Below are 14,321 nucleotides of genomic sequence, written 5' to 3' on the forward strand. Positions count from 1 at the left end.
CGTGGAATGGAAAAGGTTCTGTGGTACCTCCTCGTCGGGACCCGCGGCGGGGAGAACCGCGCCCGCATCATCGGGGCGCTCGACGAGCGACCACGGAACGCGAACCAGCTCGCCGACTGCCTGGGGCTCGACTACAACACCATCCGCTACCACCTCGACGTGCTGGTGGAACACGACGTACTCGAGACCGGCGGTGACGAGTACGGCAAACTCTACTTCCTCACGGACCGCTTCGAACACCACAAGGAGGAGTTCGAGCGCATCACGAACCACGTGGAGTGACCCAACATGGCAACGATGAACGCCACGACGCTGTTCGGCATCGTCCTCTCGGGCGTGAACGTACTCCTATTGCTCGCGCTGACGCTCGTCTGGCTCCGCAACTATCGGACGTTCCGGACGCCGCTCGCGTTCGGGCTGCTCGCGTTCGGCGGAGTGCTGCTGGTCGAGAACGCCCTCGCCATCTACTTCTTCTTCAGCATGCGGATGCTCTTCTCGCCCGACCCGACGGTCCAGACAGTCGTCGCCGTCCTTCGGGGTCTCCAGTTCGTCGCGCTCGGTCTCCTGACGTACGTGACGATGAAGTGACGGAGTCGTCCTTCGGTGGCGTGAGGGTATGCACGAGACTGGATTCGACGCCAACGGCGGTATCCGGACTGCTGTACCGTTGGTTTGGTCGACGGAGCGCGCTGGTACGTCGAAGTGGAGAGTGGTGTCTCCTCGATCGCCTCGTCGGCTTCGTCGAACCTCCGAACGTGGAGGTGGTCGTTCGCTGGTCGAACCGATATCGAAGGTCATTCTTCTTCGAACTCTTCGACGGTAGTTTCTATCTTCGCTAGCAATCGTTCGACCTTCGCGTTCTGATAGTAGCGGATTTCCCTGTTCGGGACGTCGTAGTCTACCAGCCCGCCGTCTTCGAGCTTCGGACCGTGGACGTGAACGAGAACCGATAGTAGATGGTCTTCTCCGGGCGATTCGCCGTATCGCTTCTGTTCGAGCTTCTTGATATAGTTTATTATCTCGTCGATGGAATGAACTTGTCCCGGTGCGTCGCGAAGATGCTTGATGACTCCTCGTCGCTGGTAGTTACTCAGGATCTCCAGTATTTCGTCTGTAGAGAGCGACTCCTCCTGAGGACCCTCGTTTCCCCGTCCCCCTTCGGCCATACTGTCAACGTCTACTCGGACGCCCATAATGTTATTGGGCTAACAAAATGGCGCCGAACACATCACAATACTCTCGACTCTGAAGGGACCCCTATCTTCTGCTCGAACGTTTCAGATGGTGAGGTCGCTCTCTTCGGTCGCTCGTGACAGGGTTCGAATCACTCCGGAAACCTGACCAGCCGACCGTGCATTTGTAGTGGGAGAGACAGTCAAATGAGCTACACCCCTTCAGGACTGCGTCCGAGTCGCTAGAATGCCGACCTATTCTGCACACGTGTATGTATATTCCTTAGGCTAAATACGCATCATCATACATCAATATGTTTATTATCGGTGAGGTTAGATAATCGAACATGGCCGAAATCCTTGATGGCAAAGCCCTGGCCGCCGAACTCCGGGACGACCTCCGAGACTCCATCGAACGGCTCGCGGACGCAGGCGCTCGCCCGGGGCTTGCGACCGTTCACATGGGCGACGACCCCGCCGCCGAATCGTACATCGAGATGAAACAACAGGACTGCGAGGACCTCGGCATCAACGGGACGCACGTCGATGTCGACTCCGATGCTCCTGCCGAAGAGCTCCACGACGTGCTGGCCGAACTGAACGACAATCCGGACGTCCACGGTATCCTCGTTCAAGACGACGTTCCGGAACACATCGACTGGCACGAAGCAGTCAGCCACATCAGCCCTGCGAAAGACGTCGACGGCCTTCACCCGGAGAACGTCGGTCGGCTCGTCGCAGGCGATCCGCGGTTCGTTCCCTGTACTCCGCTTGGCGTCCAGAAACTCCTGACCGACGAGGGCATCGAGATCGACGGTGCAGACGTAGTCATCGTGAACCGGTCGATGATCGTCGGCAAGCCGCTCGCCAACCTTCTAACGCAGAAAGCTGACGGTGGCAACGCGACGGTTACGCTCTGTCATTCCCGGACCGAGAACCTTGCAGAGAAAACCCGGCGAGCGGACATTCTCGTGGTCGCTGTCGACGTTCCAGAGTTCGTCGATGAGTCCATGGTGAGCGACGGGACCACGGTCGTCGACGTTGGTATCGGTCGGGTCGACGCTGACAACGAGAAGGGCTACGAGCTCGTGGGTGACGTTGACTTCGAGAGCGTCGAGCCGAAAGCGGACCACATCGCGCCCGTGCCCGGCGGTGTCGGCCCGATGACGCGAGTGGTGCTGCACAAAAATACGGTCGAGACTACGCAACTCCAGACGGGCATAGATTTGTAACCCGGGGCGACGCCCGTGATATGATGTGAGACCCCGGAGTTACCGTCAATTGCGGTAATCGGCAGTGTTTCGTCGTAGTGCGCGGGACCGGATTCGAACCGAATGAAGACGTGCTTGCTTCGCTGCGCGCGTCTTCCAGGGCTCGAATCGGTCTGCGCACACACGTCTCTCACGTTCTTTCGAGACGGTATGCGCGGGACCGGATTCGAACCGAATGAAGACGTGCTTGCTTCGCTGCGCGCGTCTTCCAGGGCTCGAATCGGTCTGCGCACACACGTCTCTCACGTTCTTTCGAGACGGTATGCGCGGGACCGGATTCGAACCGGCGGACTCCTACGAGACAGCGTCCTAAGCGCTGCGCCGTTGGCCTGGCTTGGCTACCCGCGCTCACCGTTTCGTTCAGAACTGCTCCTCAAGAAGCTGTCGTTCTGGACGAGGGCTTAATGTATCGGCGGGCGCTACCCGGTGTACGTGTACCGCGCACGCGACCAGGTGGAAAACGAGGAGTGGCTCGCCGAACTCCAGCAGGTCGCCGACCGACTCGACCTCGACACGCCCGCGCGTTCGCGGGCCGCCGACCTGTTCCTCTCGACCGTCGCCCGGTCCGACGACGCCGAGGAGCGGTCGAAGCGCGCCGTGGCGGCCGCGAGCCTCTACGCCGGGGCGCTCATCGAGGGGGACCAGCGCTCCCAGCAGGCGGTCGCCGACGCCGCGGGAGTCGCGCGGCTGACCGTCCAGCAGCGCTGGAAGTCGATTCTCGAAGAAGCGGGGCTGGAACCGCCGTCGTGGTAGCGAGAAGGGCCGCTACTCCTGGGGTTTCCGCCCGTCGCGCTCCGGCGTCAGGTTGCCGTGCTCGTCGATTTCGCCCTCGACGATGCGCGTGCTGGAGATGATGTTGCCGTCCTCGGCCTCGACGTGGTCGACGACGATTATCTCCAGGGGGTCGTGGCCGCGCTGCTCGCGAATCTCGTTGATGCGCTGGCCGCCGTCCCGGGTTTCGGGCGAGACGACGAGCGCATCGAACTGCGGTTCGGTCGCGATGCCGGTCGGTTCCTCCAGCTTTCGAACCTGGAACTCGCGGTCGAACTCCTCGGCGATGGCCCGGAGCTCGGCTTCGAGGTCGCGCTTGCGCTCCTCGAAGGAGCGGACGTACCGATCGACGTGACGCGTCTTCGGCGCGAGTTCGTCGCTCGTCAATCCGACGGTCACGTCACCGCGTTCGAACGCCCGTTCGAACAGTTTTCGGTGACCGTCGTGAACCGGGTCGAACGTCCCCCCCAGCGCAACGTCCATACCCCGGCGAATGGTACCGCGGGGTTTATCACCTTCGGAACATCCTCGCCGCCTACTGCGGTTCGCGTCCGCTTCCAGCCGTTCTGTCGCGACCGGACGCGGACGACGACCGCGCGACGGGACTCGAATCCGGTCCCGCGATACCGAACTCGATAGCCGAAACGGACAACCGCGCAGGGGGCGAACGATGCAGGGGGTGTACGAAATGGGGGGATATCTGGTCGCGATAGACGGCTCGCCAGCGAGCAAGGACGCGCTCCAGTACGCGCTCGAGATGGCGCGAGACACCGGGGCGGCGGTGACGGCGATTCACGTCGTCTCGCCCGAGCAGTTCTTCGTTGGCGGCGACGAGCCGCCGGAGAGCTTCGCGGAGGCCGACGACGAACTCCTGTTGTCGAGCGTCGAGGACGCCGAGACTCGCGGACAGGAGTTGCTCGACGAGGCGACGGCGGTCGCCGAGCGCGCCGACGCGGAGATAGAGACGGGGATGCTGTACGGCGAACCGGTCGAACGCATCACGGAGTACGCCGACGAGGAGGACTTCGAGGCCATCTACGTCGGCCACCGCGGGACGTCGGAACGGTACGAGGGGCTGTTCGGCAGCGTCGCCAAGGCGGTCGCCGGGCGCGCGACGGTGCCGGTGACCGTCGTGCGCTGAGCGGCGTCCATAGTTGCGGCAGGCGGTATGCTGATACCGCCCCGGGTAGACGTGGCGCACATGGACACAGAAATCACGCCGTCGACGCTCGCGGGGACGGCGCGCGCACCGCCGTCGAAGAGCTACACACACCGCGCGATTCTCGCGGCGGGCTACTCCGGCGGTGCGCTCGTGTACGACCCGTTGATAAGCGCCGACACGGAGGCGACGATGCGGGCCGTGGACGCGATGGGCGGCGACGTGACCGAAACCGAGAGCGGGGCCGTCGAGATCGACGGCTTCGACGGCCGGCCCGACGTGCCGGCGGACGTACTTGACTGCGCGAACAGCGGGACGACGATGCGCCTCGTGACGGGGGCGGCCGCGCTCGCGGACGGCATCACCGTCCTCTCGGGCGACGCGTCGCTCCGGTCGCGCCCGCAGGGACCGCTCCTCTCGGCAATCGATGAACTCGGCGGACGCGCAGAGAGCACTCGCGGGAACGGACGAGCGCCGCTCGTCGTGCGAGGACCTATCGATGGCGGCACGGTCTCGATGCCGGGCGACGTCTCCTCGCAGTTCGTCTCCTCGCTGTTGATGGCCGGCGCGCTCACCGACGAGGGTGTCGAGGTCGACCTCGAGACGGAACTGAAGTCCGCCCCCTACGTCGACATCACGCTCGAACTGCTAGACGAGTTCGGCGTCGAGGCCGGCAAGGGTGGCGACAGCTACCACGTGGAGGGCAGCCAGTTCTACGAACCGACAGACGGCGAGTACCACGTCCCCGGCGACTTCTCGTCCATCTCGTACCTGCTCGCGGCGGGCGCAGTCGCGGCCGACGAGGACGCCGCCGTGCGCGTCGAGGGCGCGTACCCGAGCGCGCAGGGCGACACCCACATCGTTCCCGTGCTGGGACGGATGGGGGCGGACGTGGACTGGAACCGCGACGACGGCGTCGTCACCGTCCGGCGCTCGTCGCTCTCGGGAACCGAGGTGGACGTCGGCGACACGCCCGACCTGCTGCCCACCGTCGCGGCGCTCGGCGCTGTCGCGGACGGCGAGACCCGCATCGTCAACTGCGAGCACGTCCGGTACAAGGAGACCGACCGCGTCTCGGTCATGGCCGAGGAACTCGAGAAATTCGGCGCCTCGGTCGAGGAGCGCGAGGACGAACTCGTGGTGAACGGCGACGAGTCCGACCTCCGGGGGGCCCGCGTCGAGGGGCACGCCGACCACCGTATCGTGATGGCCCTCTCCGTCGCCGCGCTGGCTGCCGACGGCCCGACGACGGTCGGCGACGCCGAGCACGTCGACGTGTCGTTTCCGGACTTCTTCCAGGTGCTGTACGACCTCGGTGCCGACATAGACCGGTAACCCGAACGATTGTGCACCGATATGCATAACGCGTCTTCTTTTGGGTGAGAAATAGGCACGAATCCGAATATTGAAGGGCGTCCGGACTCCACTCCCCGGTAATGACGAACGTCATCGACGGCGACGGCGTCGCCGCGGAGATTCGCTCCGACCTCGAAGCCAGCGTCGAGACGCTCACCGACGCGGGCGCTCGACCGGGGCTCGCCACGGTGCTGATGAGCGACGACCCCGCCAGCGAGACGTACGTCTCGATGAAACAGAACGACTGCGAGGAGGTCGGCATCGAGAGCGTCCACGTCGAACTCGACGAGGATGCGCCCGCCGAGGAGCTGTACGACACGGTCGAGGAGCTGAACCGCGATCCCGACGTTCACGGAATCCTGGTCCAGATGCCCCTCGTCGACCAGGTCGACGAGCGCCGCGTGCTCCGCACGGTCGCCCCCGAGAAGGACGTCGACGCGTTCCACCCGGAGAACGTCGGACGGCTCGTCGCCGGCGACGCCCGGTTCAAACCCTGTACCCCCCACGGCATCCAGAAGCTCTTCGAACACGAGGGCGTCGAGACCGAGGGGGCGGAGGCGGTCGTCGTCGGACGCTCGAACATCGTCGGCAAGCCGATGGCGAACCTCTTCGTCCAGAAGGGACCCTTCGGAAACGCGACGACGACGGTCTGTCACTCCCGCACGGCGGATCTGGCGGCGCACACCCGCGAGGCGGACATCGTCGTCGCGGCCGCGGGCGTCCCCGAGCTAATCGACGGTTCGATGCTGAAGGAGGGCGCGACCGTCGTCGACGTCGGCGTCAACCGCGTGGACGCGGACACCGAGAAGGGCTACGAACTCGTTGGCGACGTCGAGTTCGAATCCGCGAAGGAGGTCGCCGGCGCCATCACCCCCGTCCCGGGCGGCGTCGGGCCGATGACCCGCGCAATGTTGCTCTACAACACCGCGAAGGCCGCCAGCCGGCAGGAAGGCGTCGACGTAACCCTGCCCTAATCTCGCTCGTTCCCGTCGCGGTCGGCCCGTCGCGCGCTCGCATCTCGGCTACGGCCGTCGCTCGTTCTCTCCCGCTCGGGATTCTCCCGCTGCCAGTCGCGCTGTCTCGCGGTCCGGTCGTCGTGCTCCTCGCGCCGATAGGCCGCGCCCTTGCCGTCGAAACCGCGGTCGGTCGGACGCCGGTCGCGCGTGCGCCGCTTCTGCAGGACCAGCAGGAGGACGACGACTCCGAGGATAGCGAGCCCGGCCAGTCGAGCGAACGCGTCGCTCCCGGGCGAGAGTGCAGTACCCCAGTCCAGCCACGGCCCGACCACCGCCGCGACGAGCGCGGCCGCGACTATCACCCTGACGAGCCGGCCACCCGACGATGGACCGTCGGTCGCCATATCTTGCCATTAGGTAGCAGTTGGCAAAAGCGTTCGCTACCGGTCGAGAGTCGGTGGTCGACGAGGCGACGCCACGGCTATTCGCCGACGCGTCGGAGGCGGTCGCGGGCGCTGACCAGAGCGTCCTCGTCGTCGTCCCGGAGGTGGCGCGTCAGTTCCCTGGCGGCCGCGACCAGCGACTCCGCCGTCTCGGGGTCGACGCCGCCCTCCAGCGCCCGCACGCGCCGGACGTGCTCGCCCAGCGTCTCCAGCGCGCTCCGACTCTCCCGGGAGACGTCGCGGTCGTCGACCCACGTGGTCAGGTCTCGGTGGTACTCCCGGAGCGCGTCGCCGACCGCCAGTCCGCGCACGTCGTGCATGGACTCCGGCACTTCGGCGGGCGCGGGACGGTCGCCCACGTCCGCGCCGCGCAACAGCGAGAGGAAGTACAGTTCCTCGTCGTCGGTCGGGTCGAACGAGCGTCCGAACACGTCCGCAGCGTGGCGGAGTTCCTGTGCCGCGAGATACGTGTCGTCCAGCGTCCGGAGGTCGCCGCCGTCGATGAACCCGCGCTTGTGGACGTACTCCCGGGCCGACTCCTCGGCGTCGGCCGCGACCTCGCGCATCGGGCGGCCGTCGACCGAATTCCGCACGTCGGTGAGGTCGAGGTCCGCCGGACTGTCGGTGTGCTGGCGACGCTCCTCGTCGACGCCGATGCTACGCACGCTTCCGCAGTCCGGACACTCGACGGTTCCCGTCTCGTAGTACGACCACCGCGTTCCGCAGTCCTTGCACTCCCGCCGACCGCGCACTTTCATGTCCGTACGTTGGCGGGCCGCGTTGAAAACTCCCGGGTGCCGCTCTCCTCCACGCTCGGCCTCCCACGTTCTTCGGTCCACCTTCGGTCCACCGCTCCCGTGCGTCGACCCGTCCGCGAGGAACGGGCAAGTTTTTCCTTCACCGTCCGAAACTGCGTGGTATGAACCTCTCCGAGGAACAGCGCCACATCCGGGACACCGTCCGGGAGTTCGCCGTCGAGGAAATTCGACCCCTCTCGGCCGACTGCGACGAACGCCAGGAGTTCCCCGAAGACGTCTGGGACGAGATGGCCGACCTCGGCGTGACCGGGATGACGGTCCCCGAGGAGTACGGCGGTCTCGACGTGGACCGGCTCACGTACAGCCTCGTCAACGAGGCGGTCGCCTACGGGAGCCTGTCGGTCGCCACGGCGCTCTCGGTCCACTGTCTCGCCACCTCCTGCATCGCAGAGTTCGGCGACGAGGACCAGCGGGAGCGCTGGCTGTCGGAGATGGTCGACGGCCGTCCCGTCGGCGCGTTCGCACTCTCGGAACCGCAGGCCGGGTCGAACCCTGCCGAGATGACGACGGAAGCGAGGCGAGAGGGCGACGAGTACGTCATCGACGGCAAGAAACAGTGGATTACCAACGGCCAGCGGGCGGGCGTCGTCGTCCTCTTCGCCAAGACCGACCGCGACGACCCCCGGAGCGTCACGCAGTTCGCCGTCCCGAAGGACGCCGACGGACTGGAGGTCGGCAAGAAGGAGGACAAACTCGGTCTGCGCGCCAGCGACACGACGACGCTCATCTTCGACGACGTGCGGATTCCCGCGGAGAACCGCCTCACAGAGGAGGGCCGCGGTCTCTCGGCGGCGTTCCACATCCTCACCGGCGGTCGCATCGGCATCGCCAGCCAGTCCGTCGGACTGGCCCAGGCCGCGCTGGACGAGGCGGTCGCCTACGCCCAGGACCGCGAGCAGTTCGGCGAGCCGATAGCCGACATCCAGACCATCAGGCACAAGCTGGCCGACATGCAGACCAAGGTGCAGGCGTCGCGCCTGCTGACCCGGGACGCGGCGCGCACCGACGACCGCGGCGAGACGCCGGAGATGGCCGCCAGCATGGCGAAGTACTTCGCCAGCGAGTCCGCCGTCGACGTGACCAACGAGGCGGTCCAGATTCACGGCGGCTACGGCTACACCACCGACTTCGACGTCGAACGGTTCTACCGCGACTCCAAGATCACGACCATCTACGAGGGCACGAGCGAGATACAGAAGAAAGTCATCGCGCGAAATCTGCTCGACTGACCGGCGCCTCCGAGAGTCGCTCTCGGTCTAGAACTGGGGCTGCCGGCCGCCGCCCTGCTGCATTCCGCCCTGCTGACCCCCGCCTCGCTGCATTCCGCCTTGCTGCATACCGCCCTGCTGACCCCCGCCTCGCTGCATTCCGCCTTGCTGCATACCGCCTTGCTGCATTCCGGTCTGTTGGCCACCGCCCTGCTGCGTTCCGCCCTGCTGCATTCCGGGCTGCTGTCCCATCGTCTGGAGCACCTGGTACGTGGAGTCGAGCGTCCGGTCGAGCACGTTCGCCGTCTCCTGCGTGTGGGGCGCGTCGTGGCGATGGAGTTCCTCGAGCGTCTGTTCGCCGACGTTCAGCAGCGCCTCGGCGACGTACGGCGTCGTGGCTGCGTTCCGCGATATCGTCTTCGCCGTCAGATGTGCGATGTCGCTCACGTCCTCGCAGAGGCGCGCACAGTCGGCCATCTGGGGACCCTGCTCGATGCACTGGTCCGCACACCACTCCGCGACCTGCTCGACTTCGAGGCAGTCGTCGAGACACATCCGCATCTCGCTCGTCAGATGGTCCTCGAACTTCTGGCCCTGCTGGATTTGCTGTCCCTGCTGGGGTTGCTGGAACTGCTGTCCCTGCTGGCCGAACTGGGACTGCTGGCCGCCTGGCTGTGGCTGGCCCGACTGCTGGCCCCGTCGGGACTGCTGACCGCCGCCGGTCTGTTGTCTCGATCCACCGTAGCGTTGCCCACCGCCTGCCTGCGGCTGCTGGTACTGGTGTGCCATTGTTTTCTCCGCTCCCTCGCGGGAGCACTCGCCAGTACAGTCGACCACCGGTTAAACCGCCGCGACCGTTCCCGACCGTTCAGGCGACCGGGTCGTTCCGTTTAGCTTCGTCCGAACCGTTCAGGAGCGACACCGACGAGACGTTCGCCGCGGCCCGTAGCGTGGAAAACGAGTCGTTACTCCGGTTCAACTGTCGCTTCGAACGAGAAACAGCGACGACTGGAACGAGTATCTGTCGTCAGCTGTCCTCGCTCGACCCGTCCCCGGCGGGTCGAGCGAGCGGCCGATTCGACGGCCCGGATAGCACGGCCCGTTCCGACAGTGCGGCCGTGAGTGTCGCAGCGTCCCCCGGCGGCGCGGACGGTCGTCGAGACCGGCGCTCACGGACTCGTACCCCGGAACCGTCCCGGACACAGGTCCGCGTCCCCGGCGGCCGCGTTCGTCTCCGGTCACCTCCCCCGACGAGCGACGGTTCCCGCGTCGTACGCGGGCCGCGCTCGCTTCGATGCCGGTCGAACGACGGCCGCCGTCGATGGCCGGTCCCGGCCGGGCTCCCCAGTCCCGACCGGGGTCGGAAATCGCTTTCCAGTCCTCGCCGTCGCGTCACCCCCAGTGTCTCCGTTGCGTTTCTCGCCCAGCGTTCACTGGGCACCCCACGATATGCGGACGGCGGAGATAAAGCGCCGCGACCGTTTCGACCGTTTTCCGCTGGAAACCCCGGGTTTTCCGATTTAGCCTCGCGTTGGAGAGCAGTTCCGCGAGGACGAGGTTTTTGTGCCGGGCCGTAAAACGGAGCGGTATGGACAGACCGGACGTCGGAGAACTAACGCCGCCGGACAGGACGTTGATGGGACCGGGCCCGAGCGAGGTCCATCCGCGCGTGCTTCGCGCGATGAGTACGCCGCTCGTCGGCCACCTCGACCCCTCGTTCGTCGAGATCATGGACGAGGTGCAGGAGCTCCTGCGGTACGCGTTCCGCACCGACAACAAATGGACCATTCCCGTCTCCGGCACCGGGTCGGCGTCGATGGAGACCGCCATCGGCAACCTGGTCGAACCCGGCGACACGATGCTCGTCCCGACGAACGGCTACTTCGGTGGGCGGATGGAGTCGATGGCCGAGCGCGCGGGCGGCGAGGTCGTCCACGTCGACGCGCCGTGGGGCGAACCGCTCGACCCCGTGGACGTGGAGCGGGCCTTCGAGGAGCACCAGCCCGACGTGTTCGGGTTCGTCCACGCCGAGACCAGCACGGGCGTCCTCCAGCCCGACGTTCCGGAACTGACGAGCATCGCTCACGACCACGACGCGTACGTGATTGCCGACACCGTCACGTCGCTCGGCGGCGTCGAACTGCGCGTCGACGAGTGGGACGTCGACGCGGCCTACGCCGGCCCGCAGAAGTGTCTCTCCTGTCCGCCGGGTGCGAGTCCGCTGACGCTCAACGACCGCGCCATGGAGAAGGTGCTCTCCCGGGACGACCCCGCCCGGTCGTGGTACCTCGACCTCTCGCTGCTGGAGGGGTACTGGGGCGACGAGCGCGCCTACCATCACACGGCGCCCATCACGAACGTGTACGCGCTCCGCGAGGCGCTCAGGCTCGTCGCCGAGGAGGGCATCGAGGAACGCTGGCAGCGTCACCGCGAGATGGCCGGTGCGCTGAAGGCCGGCGTCGAGGCGATGGGCGGTTCGATGAACGCGCCGGACGACTACTGGCTGCCGAGCCTCAACGCCGTCCGGGTGCCCGACGGCGTCACCGACACCGACGTGACCGACTACCTGCTGGAGCAGTACGACCTGGAGATAGCCACCGGGCTGGGCGACCTCGACGGCGACATCTTCCGTATCGGGTGCATGGGATACTCCGCGCGCCCCCAGACCGTCTCCTACCTCGTGAGCGCACTCGGCGACGCGCTGGACGACCAGGGGGCCGACGTCGACGTGGAGGCCGGACTCGCCGCGACGAGCCGGCGGCTGGGCGAGTAATCCGTCACCGCGATTCACCTCCCGGTCGACGCTCGCGGAGGACGCTGACCTGTTCTCTCGACCTCGTCGGAGGGCGAACGACTCGACGCATCGCCGGCACCACCGCTGGCCGGCGTGACGTCGCGAGAACGTTTTGCGAGGGTCCGCGAGGGACCGCAGTTTGCGAGGGCAAGACGCTCCGTCTTGCCGCACTGTTCCGGCCCGTCGGGGCCGTCAGTGCGAGGGAAGGGATTTGAACCCTTGGACCCCTACGGGAGCGGATCTTGAGTCCGCCGCCGTTTCCAGGCTTGGCTACCCTCGCACCGTGGGTCGTTTTCGTCTCGGCGTTTCCACCTAAGGTCTCCGAATCTATAAACGCCCTCCGAAATCGTTCGACGGCGCGAACGCAGCGGCAGACAGTCGCCGTCGCTGCGAGACGCGACAACGACGATAGAAGAGCGACGACGGTCCTAGCGGGCCAGGATGGAGATGACGCCGCGAAGCGAGCCGGCGGTGGAGGGCCGCCGCTCTCGGACCGGAGATTTCCGCTTGGCGATGAGCGTCCACAGCACGAACCCCATCCCGGTGCCGACCGCCGACGCTGTCAGGCCGATGGTGGCGAACGCGATGGTCTGGGCGAACAGCACCACGACCGAGGGGAGGCTGGTTCGGAGCGGAACGCTCGCGTCCTCGTCACGGAGGGTCGGAACGAGCGATAGCATGATGACGATGCTTCCACCGAGGAATACGAAGTCTTGCCACATTGGTATCAGTTCTCGACAGCACCCCTCTGCGGGGAGAGGGGCCGACTGCTCATTACAAATCTTAACTCACATCCGAATAAGTATTTCGAACCATCCACGGGATGCGATTTTGGCTCACGTGACCACCACTCACGCGAGGCGACAGCACCGACCGCGCACCGTCGACGACCGCGGTCGTCTCCGCCGACGCGTCGTTTCACATGTCCGACGTGTTCGGAACCGACAGCCCTTTCCTCGCTCCAGGACAGCCACGACCATGACCGACATCGACGCGCGCGTCGAACTCGCCGAGCGCGCAGCGACCGAAGGGGGTCGCGTCGCGGCGGACGGCTTCCGGACGGACCTCGACGTCGAGACGAAAGACGGGAAGACCGACGTGGTCACCGAGGCCGACCGTGCGGCCCAGCGGCGGGTCGTCGAACTCGTCCGCGAGGAGTTCCCCGACGACGCCATCGTCGGCGAGGAGGAGGACGCGCTGAAGGCGGTGCCCGAGGAGGGCGACGCCTGGGTCGTCGACCCCATCGACGGCACGAACAACTTCGTCCGGGAGACGCCGCTGTGGATGACGAGCGTCGCGGCGGTCCGCGACGGCGAACCGGTGGCGGCGGCGAACGTCGCCCCGGCGCTGGGCGACGCCTACGTCGCGGGACCGGACGACGCCGCCAGGAACGGCGACGCCCTGTCGGTCAGCGACCGTACCGACCCGGAGACGTTCGCCGTCGCGCCGACCATCTGGTGGGGGTTCGACCGCCGCGACGAGTACGCCGCGGCCGTCCGGAGCATCGTCTCCCGGTTCGGGGACATGCGTCGCATCGGCTGCGCCCAGCTCACGCTCTCGATGGTCGCGAGCGGCGCGCTCGACGCCACCGTGACGAACGTCTCGCCGAATCCGTGGGACAGCGTGGCCGGCGTCCACCTGGTCCGACGGGCCGGCGGGACCGTGACCGACGTTCACGGCGACCGGTGGACGGTCGGCAATCGCGGGCTGGTCGCCTCGAACGGCGAGGCACATGAGGCCGTCCTGGCCGCCGCGCGCGACGCCGAGTCGGAGCGAACCGACGGCGGGTAGTCTACGCCCGCGGCGAGTTCAGTCACTCGTTCCGATATGTGTAAGGATATTTATCTCCGGGGGGACAGGGTAGCGTATGAAGTTGGATGACACGGACCGCGCCATCCTGCGGGCGCTCCAGTCCGACGCACGGACTCCTTTCAGCGAGATCGCTCGACAGATAGACATGTCCAGCGCGACGGTCCACGACCGCGTCAACCGGATGGAAGAGGAAGGCGTCATCAGCGGCTACCACGCCAAGGTGAACCCGAAGGAGGTGTCGCTCGGTATCTCGGCGTTCGTCGGCCTGCGCGTCGAGCAGGGCCGGGAGAAAGACACCCTCGCACGTCTCGAAGACATCGACGGCGTCCAGGAGGTCCATCTCACTACGGGGTCGTGGGACGTGCTGATGCGCGTGTACGCCAGGGACGCCGACGAACTCCGCGAACTGATGTTCGAGAACATCGCCCAGATGGACGGCTTCTCGCGCTCCCAGACCATGGTCGTCCTCGGGACGCCGTTCGAGAGCGAGGAGCTTCCCCTGAGTGCCGCCGACGAGGAGTGACGAGACCGGAACCCTGAAATCCGCTCGCTCCGGTGGCA

General features: G+C 66.3%; 17 protein-coding genes and 2 tRNA genes. 11 read left to right on the forward strand and 8 right to left on the reverse strand.

All coding sequences use genetic code 11. The features are described from left to right. The first annotated feature begins 6 nt into the window (after positions 1-6). Positions 7-282, forward strand: a complete 276-nt coding sequence (locus ACRYA2_RS02990) for a winged helix-turn-helix domain-containing protein (RefSeq protein ID WP_433624075.1) — start codon at positions 7-9, stop codon at positions 280-282. A gap of 6 nt (positions 283-288) precedes the next feature. Then, positions 289-588: a DUF8036 family membrane protein gene (locus ACRYA2_RS02995; protein ID WP_433624077.1), complete on the forward strand. Its 300-nt coding sequence runs from the start codon at positions 289-291 to the stop codon at positions 586-588. Positions 589-794: 206 nt separating this feature from the next. Here the strand turns inward: ACRYA2_RS02995 and ACRYA2_RS03000 are convergent, their stop codons facing one another. Next, complete coding sequence (locus ACRYA2_RS03000) at positions 795-1,166, reverse strand: DUF7344 domain-containing protein (RefSeq protein WP_433624079.1); 372 nt, start codon at positions 1,164-1,166, stop codon at positions 795-797. A 353-nt stretch (positions 1,167-1,519) separates the two neighbouring features. Between ACRYA2_RS03000 and ACRYA2_RS03005 the strand changes: the two genes are divergently transcribed. After that, positions 1,520-2,404 (forward strand): tetrahydrofolate dehydrogenase/cyclohydrolase catalytic domain-containing protein, encoded by an 885-nt coding sequence (locus ACRYA2_RS03005; protein WP_433624081.1) that lies wholly within the window; start codon positions 1,520-1,522, stop codon positions 2,402-2,404. A gap of 302 nt (positions 2,405-2,706) precedes the next feature. On the opposite strand, the gene ACRYA2_RS03010 is transcribed toward ACRYA2_RS03005, so the two are convergent. Beyond that, positions 2,707-2,791: transfer RNA gene (locus ACRYA2_RS03010), tRNA-Leu, on the reverse strand. Positions 2,792-2,875: 84 nt separating this feature from the next. Between ACRYA2_RS03010 and ACRYA2_RS03015 the strand changes: the two genes are divergently transcribed. Continuing rightward, entirely contained in the window at positions 2,876-3,196 is a 321-nt protein-coding gene (locus tag ACRYA2_RS03015; RefSeq protein WP_113276152.1) for a transcription initiation factor IIB family protein, read from the forward strand. Between the two features lie 12 nt (positions 3,197-3,208). On the opposite strand, the gene ACRYA2_RS03020 is transcribed toward ACRYA2_RS03015, so the two are convergent. Further along, positions 3,209-3,697, reverse strand: a complete 489-nt coding sequence (locus tag ACRYA2_RS03020) for a phosphopantetheine adenylyltransferase (RefSeq protein ID WP_433624083.1) — start codon at positions 3,695-3,697, stop codon at positions 3,209-3,211. A gap of 205 nt (positions 3,698-3,902) precedes the next feature. Between ACRYA2_RS03020 and ACRYA2_RS03025 the strand changes: the two genes are divergently transcribed. The 3 genes from ACRYA2_RS03025 to ACRYA2_RS03035 all read left to right on the forward strand — a co-directional run bounded on the left by ACRYA2_RS03025 (position 3,903) and on the right by ACRYA2_RS03035 (position 6,703). Further along, positions 3,903-4,355: a universal stress protein gene (locus tag ACRYA2_RS03025; RefSeq protein WP_433624085.1), complete on the forward strand. Its 453-nt coding sequence runs from the start codon at positions 3,903-3,905 to the stop codon at positions 4,353-4,355. 60 nt (positions 4,356-4,415) lie between these two features. Continuing rightward, the gene (gene aroA / locus ACRYA2_RS03030) at positions 4,416-5,708 is read left to right on the forward strand and encodes a 3-phosphoshikimate 1-carboxyvinyltransferase (RefSeq protein WP_433624087.1); all 1,293 of its coding nucleotides are present in this window, start codon (positions 4,416-4,418) and stop codon (positions 5,706-5,708) included. A gap of 101 nt (positions 5,709-5,809) precedes the next feature. Further along, the gene (locus ACRYA2_RS03035; RefSeq protein WP_433624089.1) at positions 5,810-6,703 is read left to right on the forward strand and encodes a bifunctional methylenetetrahydrofolate dehydrogenase/methenyltetrahydrofolate cyclohydrolase; all 894 of its coding nucleotides are present in this window, start codon (positions 5,810-5,812) and stop codon (positions 6,701-6,703) included. Here the strand turns inward: ACRYA2_RS03035 and ACRYA2_RS03040 are convergent. After that, positions 6,700-7,089 (reverse strand): hypothetical protein, encoded by a 390-nt coding sequence (locus ACRYA2_RS03040; RefSeq protein WP_433624091.1) that lies wholly within the window; start codon positions 7,087-7,089, stop codon positions 6,700-6,702. The genes ACRYA2_RS03035 and ACRYA2_RS03040 overlap by 4 nt on opposite strands. 77 nt (positions 7,090-7,166) lie before the next feature. Beyond that, on the reverse strand, positions 7,167-7,886 hold the full coding sequence (locus ACRYA2_RS03045) for a DUF7117 family protein (protein WP_433624093.1): 720 nt from the start codon (positions 7,884-7,886) through the stop codon (positions 7,167-7,169). A 161-nt stretch (positions 7,887-8,047) separates the two neighbouring features. Here ACRYA2_RS03045 and ACRYA2_RS03050 point away from each other — a divergent pair, with 161 nt between their 5' ends. Continuing rightward, the gene (locus ACRYA2_RS03050; protein WP_433624095.1) at positions 8,048-9,175 is read left to right on the forward strand and encodes an acyl-CoA dehydrogenase family protein; all 1,128 of its coding nucleotides are present in this window, start codon (positions 8,048-8,050) and stop codon (positions 9,173-9,175) included. Between the two features lie 27 nt (positions 9,176-9,202). Here the strand turns inward: ACRYA2_RS03050 and ACRYA2_RS03055 are convergent, their stop codons facing one another. Then, positions 9,203-9,943 carry a four-helix bundle copper-binding protein gene (locus ACRYA2_RS03055; protein WP_433624097.1) on the reverse strand — a complete coding sequence of 247 codons (741 nt, stop codon included), beginning with the start codon at positions 9,941-9,943 and terminating at the stop codon, positions 9,203-9,205. A 799-nt stretch (positions 9,944-10,742) separates the two neighbouring features. Here ACRYA2_RS03055 and ACRYA2_RS03060 point away from each other — a divergent pair. Then, on the forward strand, positions 10,743-11,927 hold the full coding sequence (locus ACRYA2_RS03060; RefSeq protein WP_433624099.1) for a pyridoxal-phosphate-dependent aminotransferase family protein: 1,185 nt from the start codon (positions 10,743-10,745) through the stop codon (positions 11,925-11,927). A 217-nt stretch (positions 11,928-12,144) separates the two neighbouring features. On the opposite strand, the gene ACRYA2_RS03065 is transcribed toward ACRYA2_RS03060, so the two are convergent. Beyond that, positions 12,145-12,228 (reverse strand) — tRNA-Leu (locus ACRYA2_RS03065). A gap of 148 nt (positions 12,229-12,376) precedes the next feature. Next, positions 12,377-12,670: a hypothetical protein gene (locus ACRYA2_RS03070; RefSeq protein WP_433624101.1), complete on the reverse strand. Its 294-nt coding sequence runs from the start codon at positions 12,668-12,670 to the stop codon at positions 12,377-12,379. Between the two features lie 256 nt (positions 12,671-12,926). Between ACRYA2_RS03070 and ACRYA2_RS03075 the strand changes: the two genes are divergently transcribed. Together ACRYA2_RS03075 and ACRYA2_RS03080 are read left to right on the forward strand one after the other, a co-directional pair. Beyond that, positions 12,927-13,739: an inositol monophosphatase family protein gene (locus ACRYA2_RS03075; RefSeq protein ID WP_433624103.1), complete on the forward strand. Its 813-nt coding sequence runs from the start codon at positions 12,927-12,929 to the stop codon at positions 13,737-13,739. A 76-nt stretch (positions 13,740-13,815) separates the two neighbouring features. Next, the gene (locus ACRYA2_RS03080) at positions 13,816-14,283 is read left to right on the forward strand and encodes an Lrp/AsnC family transcriptional regulator (RefSeq protein WP_433624105.1); all 468 of its coding nucleotides are present in this window, start codon (positions 13,816-13,818) and stop codon (positions 14,281-14,283) included. Positions 14,284-14,321: the final 38 nt, after the last annotated feature.

Source organism: Halomicrococcus pelagicus, from assembly GCF_050954125.1.

Coding starts and splice junctions, on each gene's coding strand:
- ACRYA2_RS03060 (WP_433624099.1), top strand. CDS start 10,743: ATGGACAGACCGGACGTCGGAGAACTAACGCCGCCGGACAGGACGTTG.
- ACRYA2_RS02995 (WP_433624077.1), top strand. CDS start 289: ATGGCAACGATGAACGCCACGACGCTGTTCGGCATCGTCCTCTCGGGC.
- ACRYA2_RS03055 (WP_433624097.1), bottom strand. CDS start 9,943: ATGGCACACCAGTACCAGCAGCCGCAGGCAGGCGGTGGGCAACGCTAC.
- ACRYA2_RS03005 (WP_433624081.1), top strand. CDS start 1,520: ATGGCCGAAATCCTTGATGGCAAAGCCCTGGCCGCCGAACTCCGGGAC.
- ACRYA2_RS03050 (WP_433624095.1), top strand. CDS start 8,048: ATGAACCTCTCCGAGGAACAGCGCCACATCCGGGACACCGTCCGGGAG.
- ACRYA2_RS03035 (WP_433624089.1), top strand. CDS start 5,810: ATGACGAACGTCATCGACGGCGACGGCGTCGCCGCGGAGATTCGCTCC.
- ACRYA2_RS03020 (WP_433624083.1), bottom strand. CDS start 3,697: ATGGACGTTGCGCTGGGGGGGACGTTCGACCCGGTTCACGACGGTCAC.
- ACRYA2_RS03045 (WP_433624093.1), bottom strand. CDS start 7,886: ATGAAAGTGCGCGGTCGGCGGGAGTGCAAGGACTGCGGAACGCGGTGG.
- aroA (WP_433624087.1), top strand. CDS start 4,416: ATGGACACAGAAATCACGCCGTCGACGCTCGCGGGGACGGCGCGCGCA.
- ACRYA2_RS03070 (WP_433624101.1), bottom strand. CDS start 12,670: ATGTGGCAAGACTTCGTATTCCTCGGTGGAAGCATCGTCATCATGCTA.
- ACRYA2_RS02990 (WP_433624075.1), top strand. CDS start 7: ATGGAAAAGGTTCTGTGGTACCTCCTCGTCGGGACCCGCGGCGGGGAG.
- ACRYA2_RS03025 (WP_433624085.1), top strand. CDS start 3,903: ATGGGGGGATATCTGGTCGCGATAGACGGCTCGCCAGCGAGCAAGGAC.
- ACRYA2_RS03075 (WP_433624103.1), top strand. CDS start 12,927: ATGACCGACATCGACGCGCGCGTCGAACTCGCCGAGCGCGCAGCGACC.
- ACRYA2_RS03000 (WP_433624079.1), bottom strand. CDS start 1,166: ATGGCCGAAGGGGGACGGGGAAACGAGGGTCCTCAGGAGGAGTCGCTC.
- ACRYA2_RS03040 (WP_433624091.1), bottom strand. CDS start 7,089: ATGGCGACCGACGGTCCATCGTCGGGTGGCCGGCTCGTCAGGGTGATA.
- ACRYA2_RS03080 (WP_433624105.1), top strand. CDS start 13,816: ATGAAGTTGGATGACACGGACCGCGCCATCCTGCGGGCGCTCCAGTCC.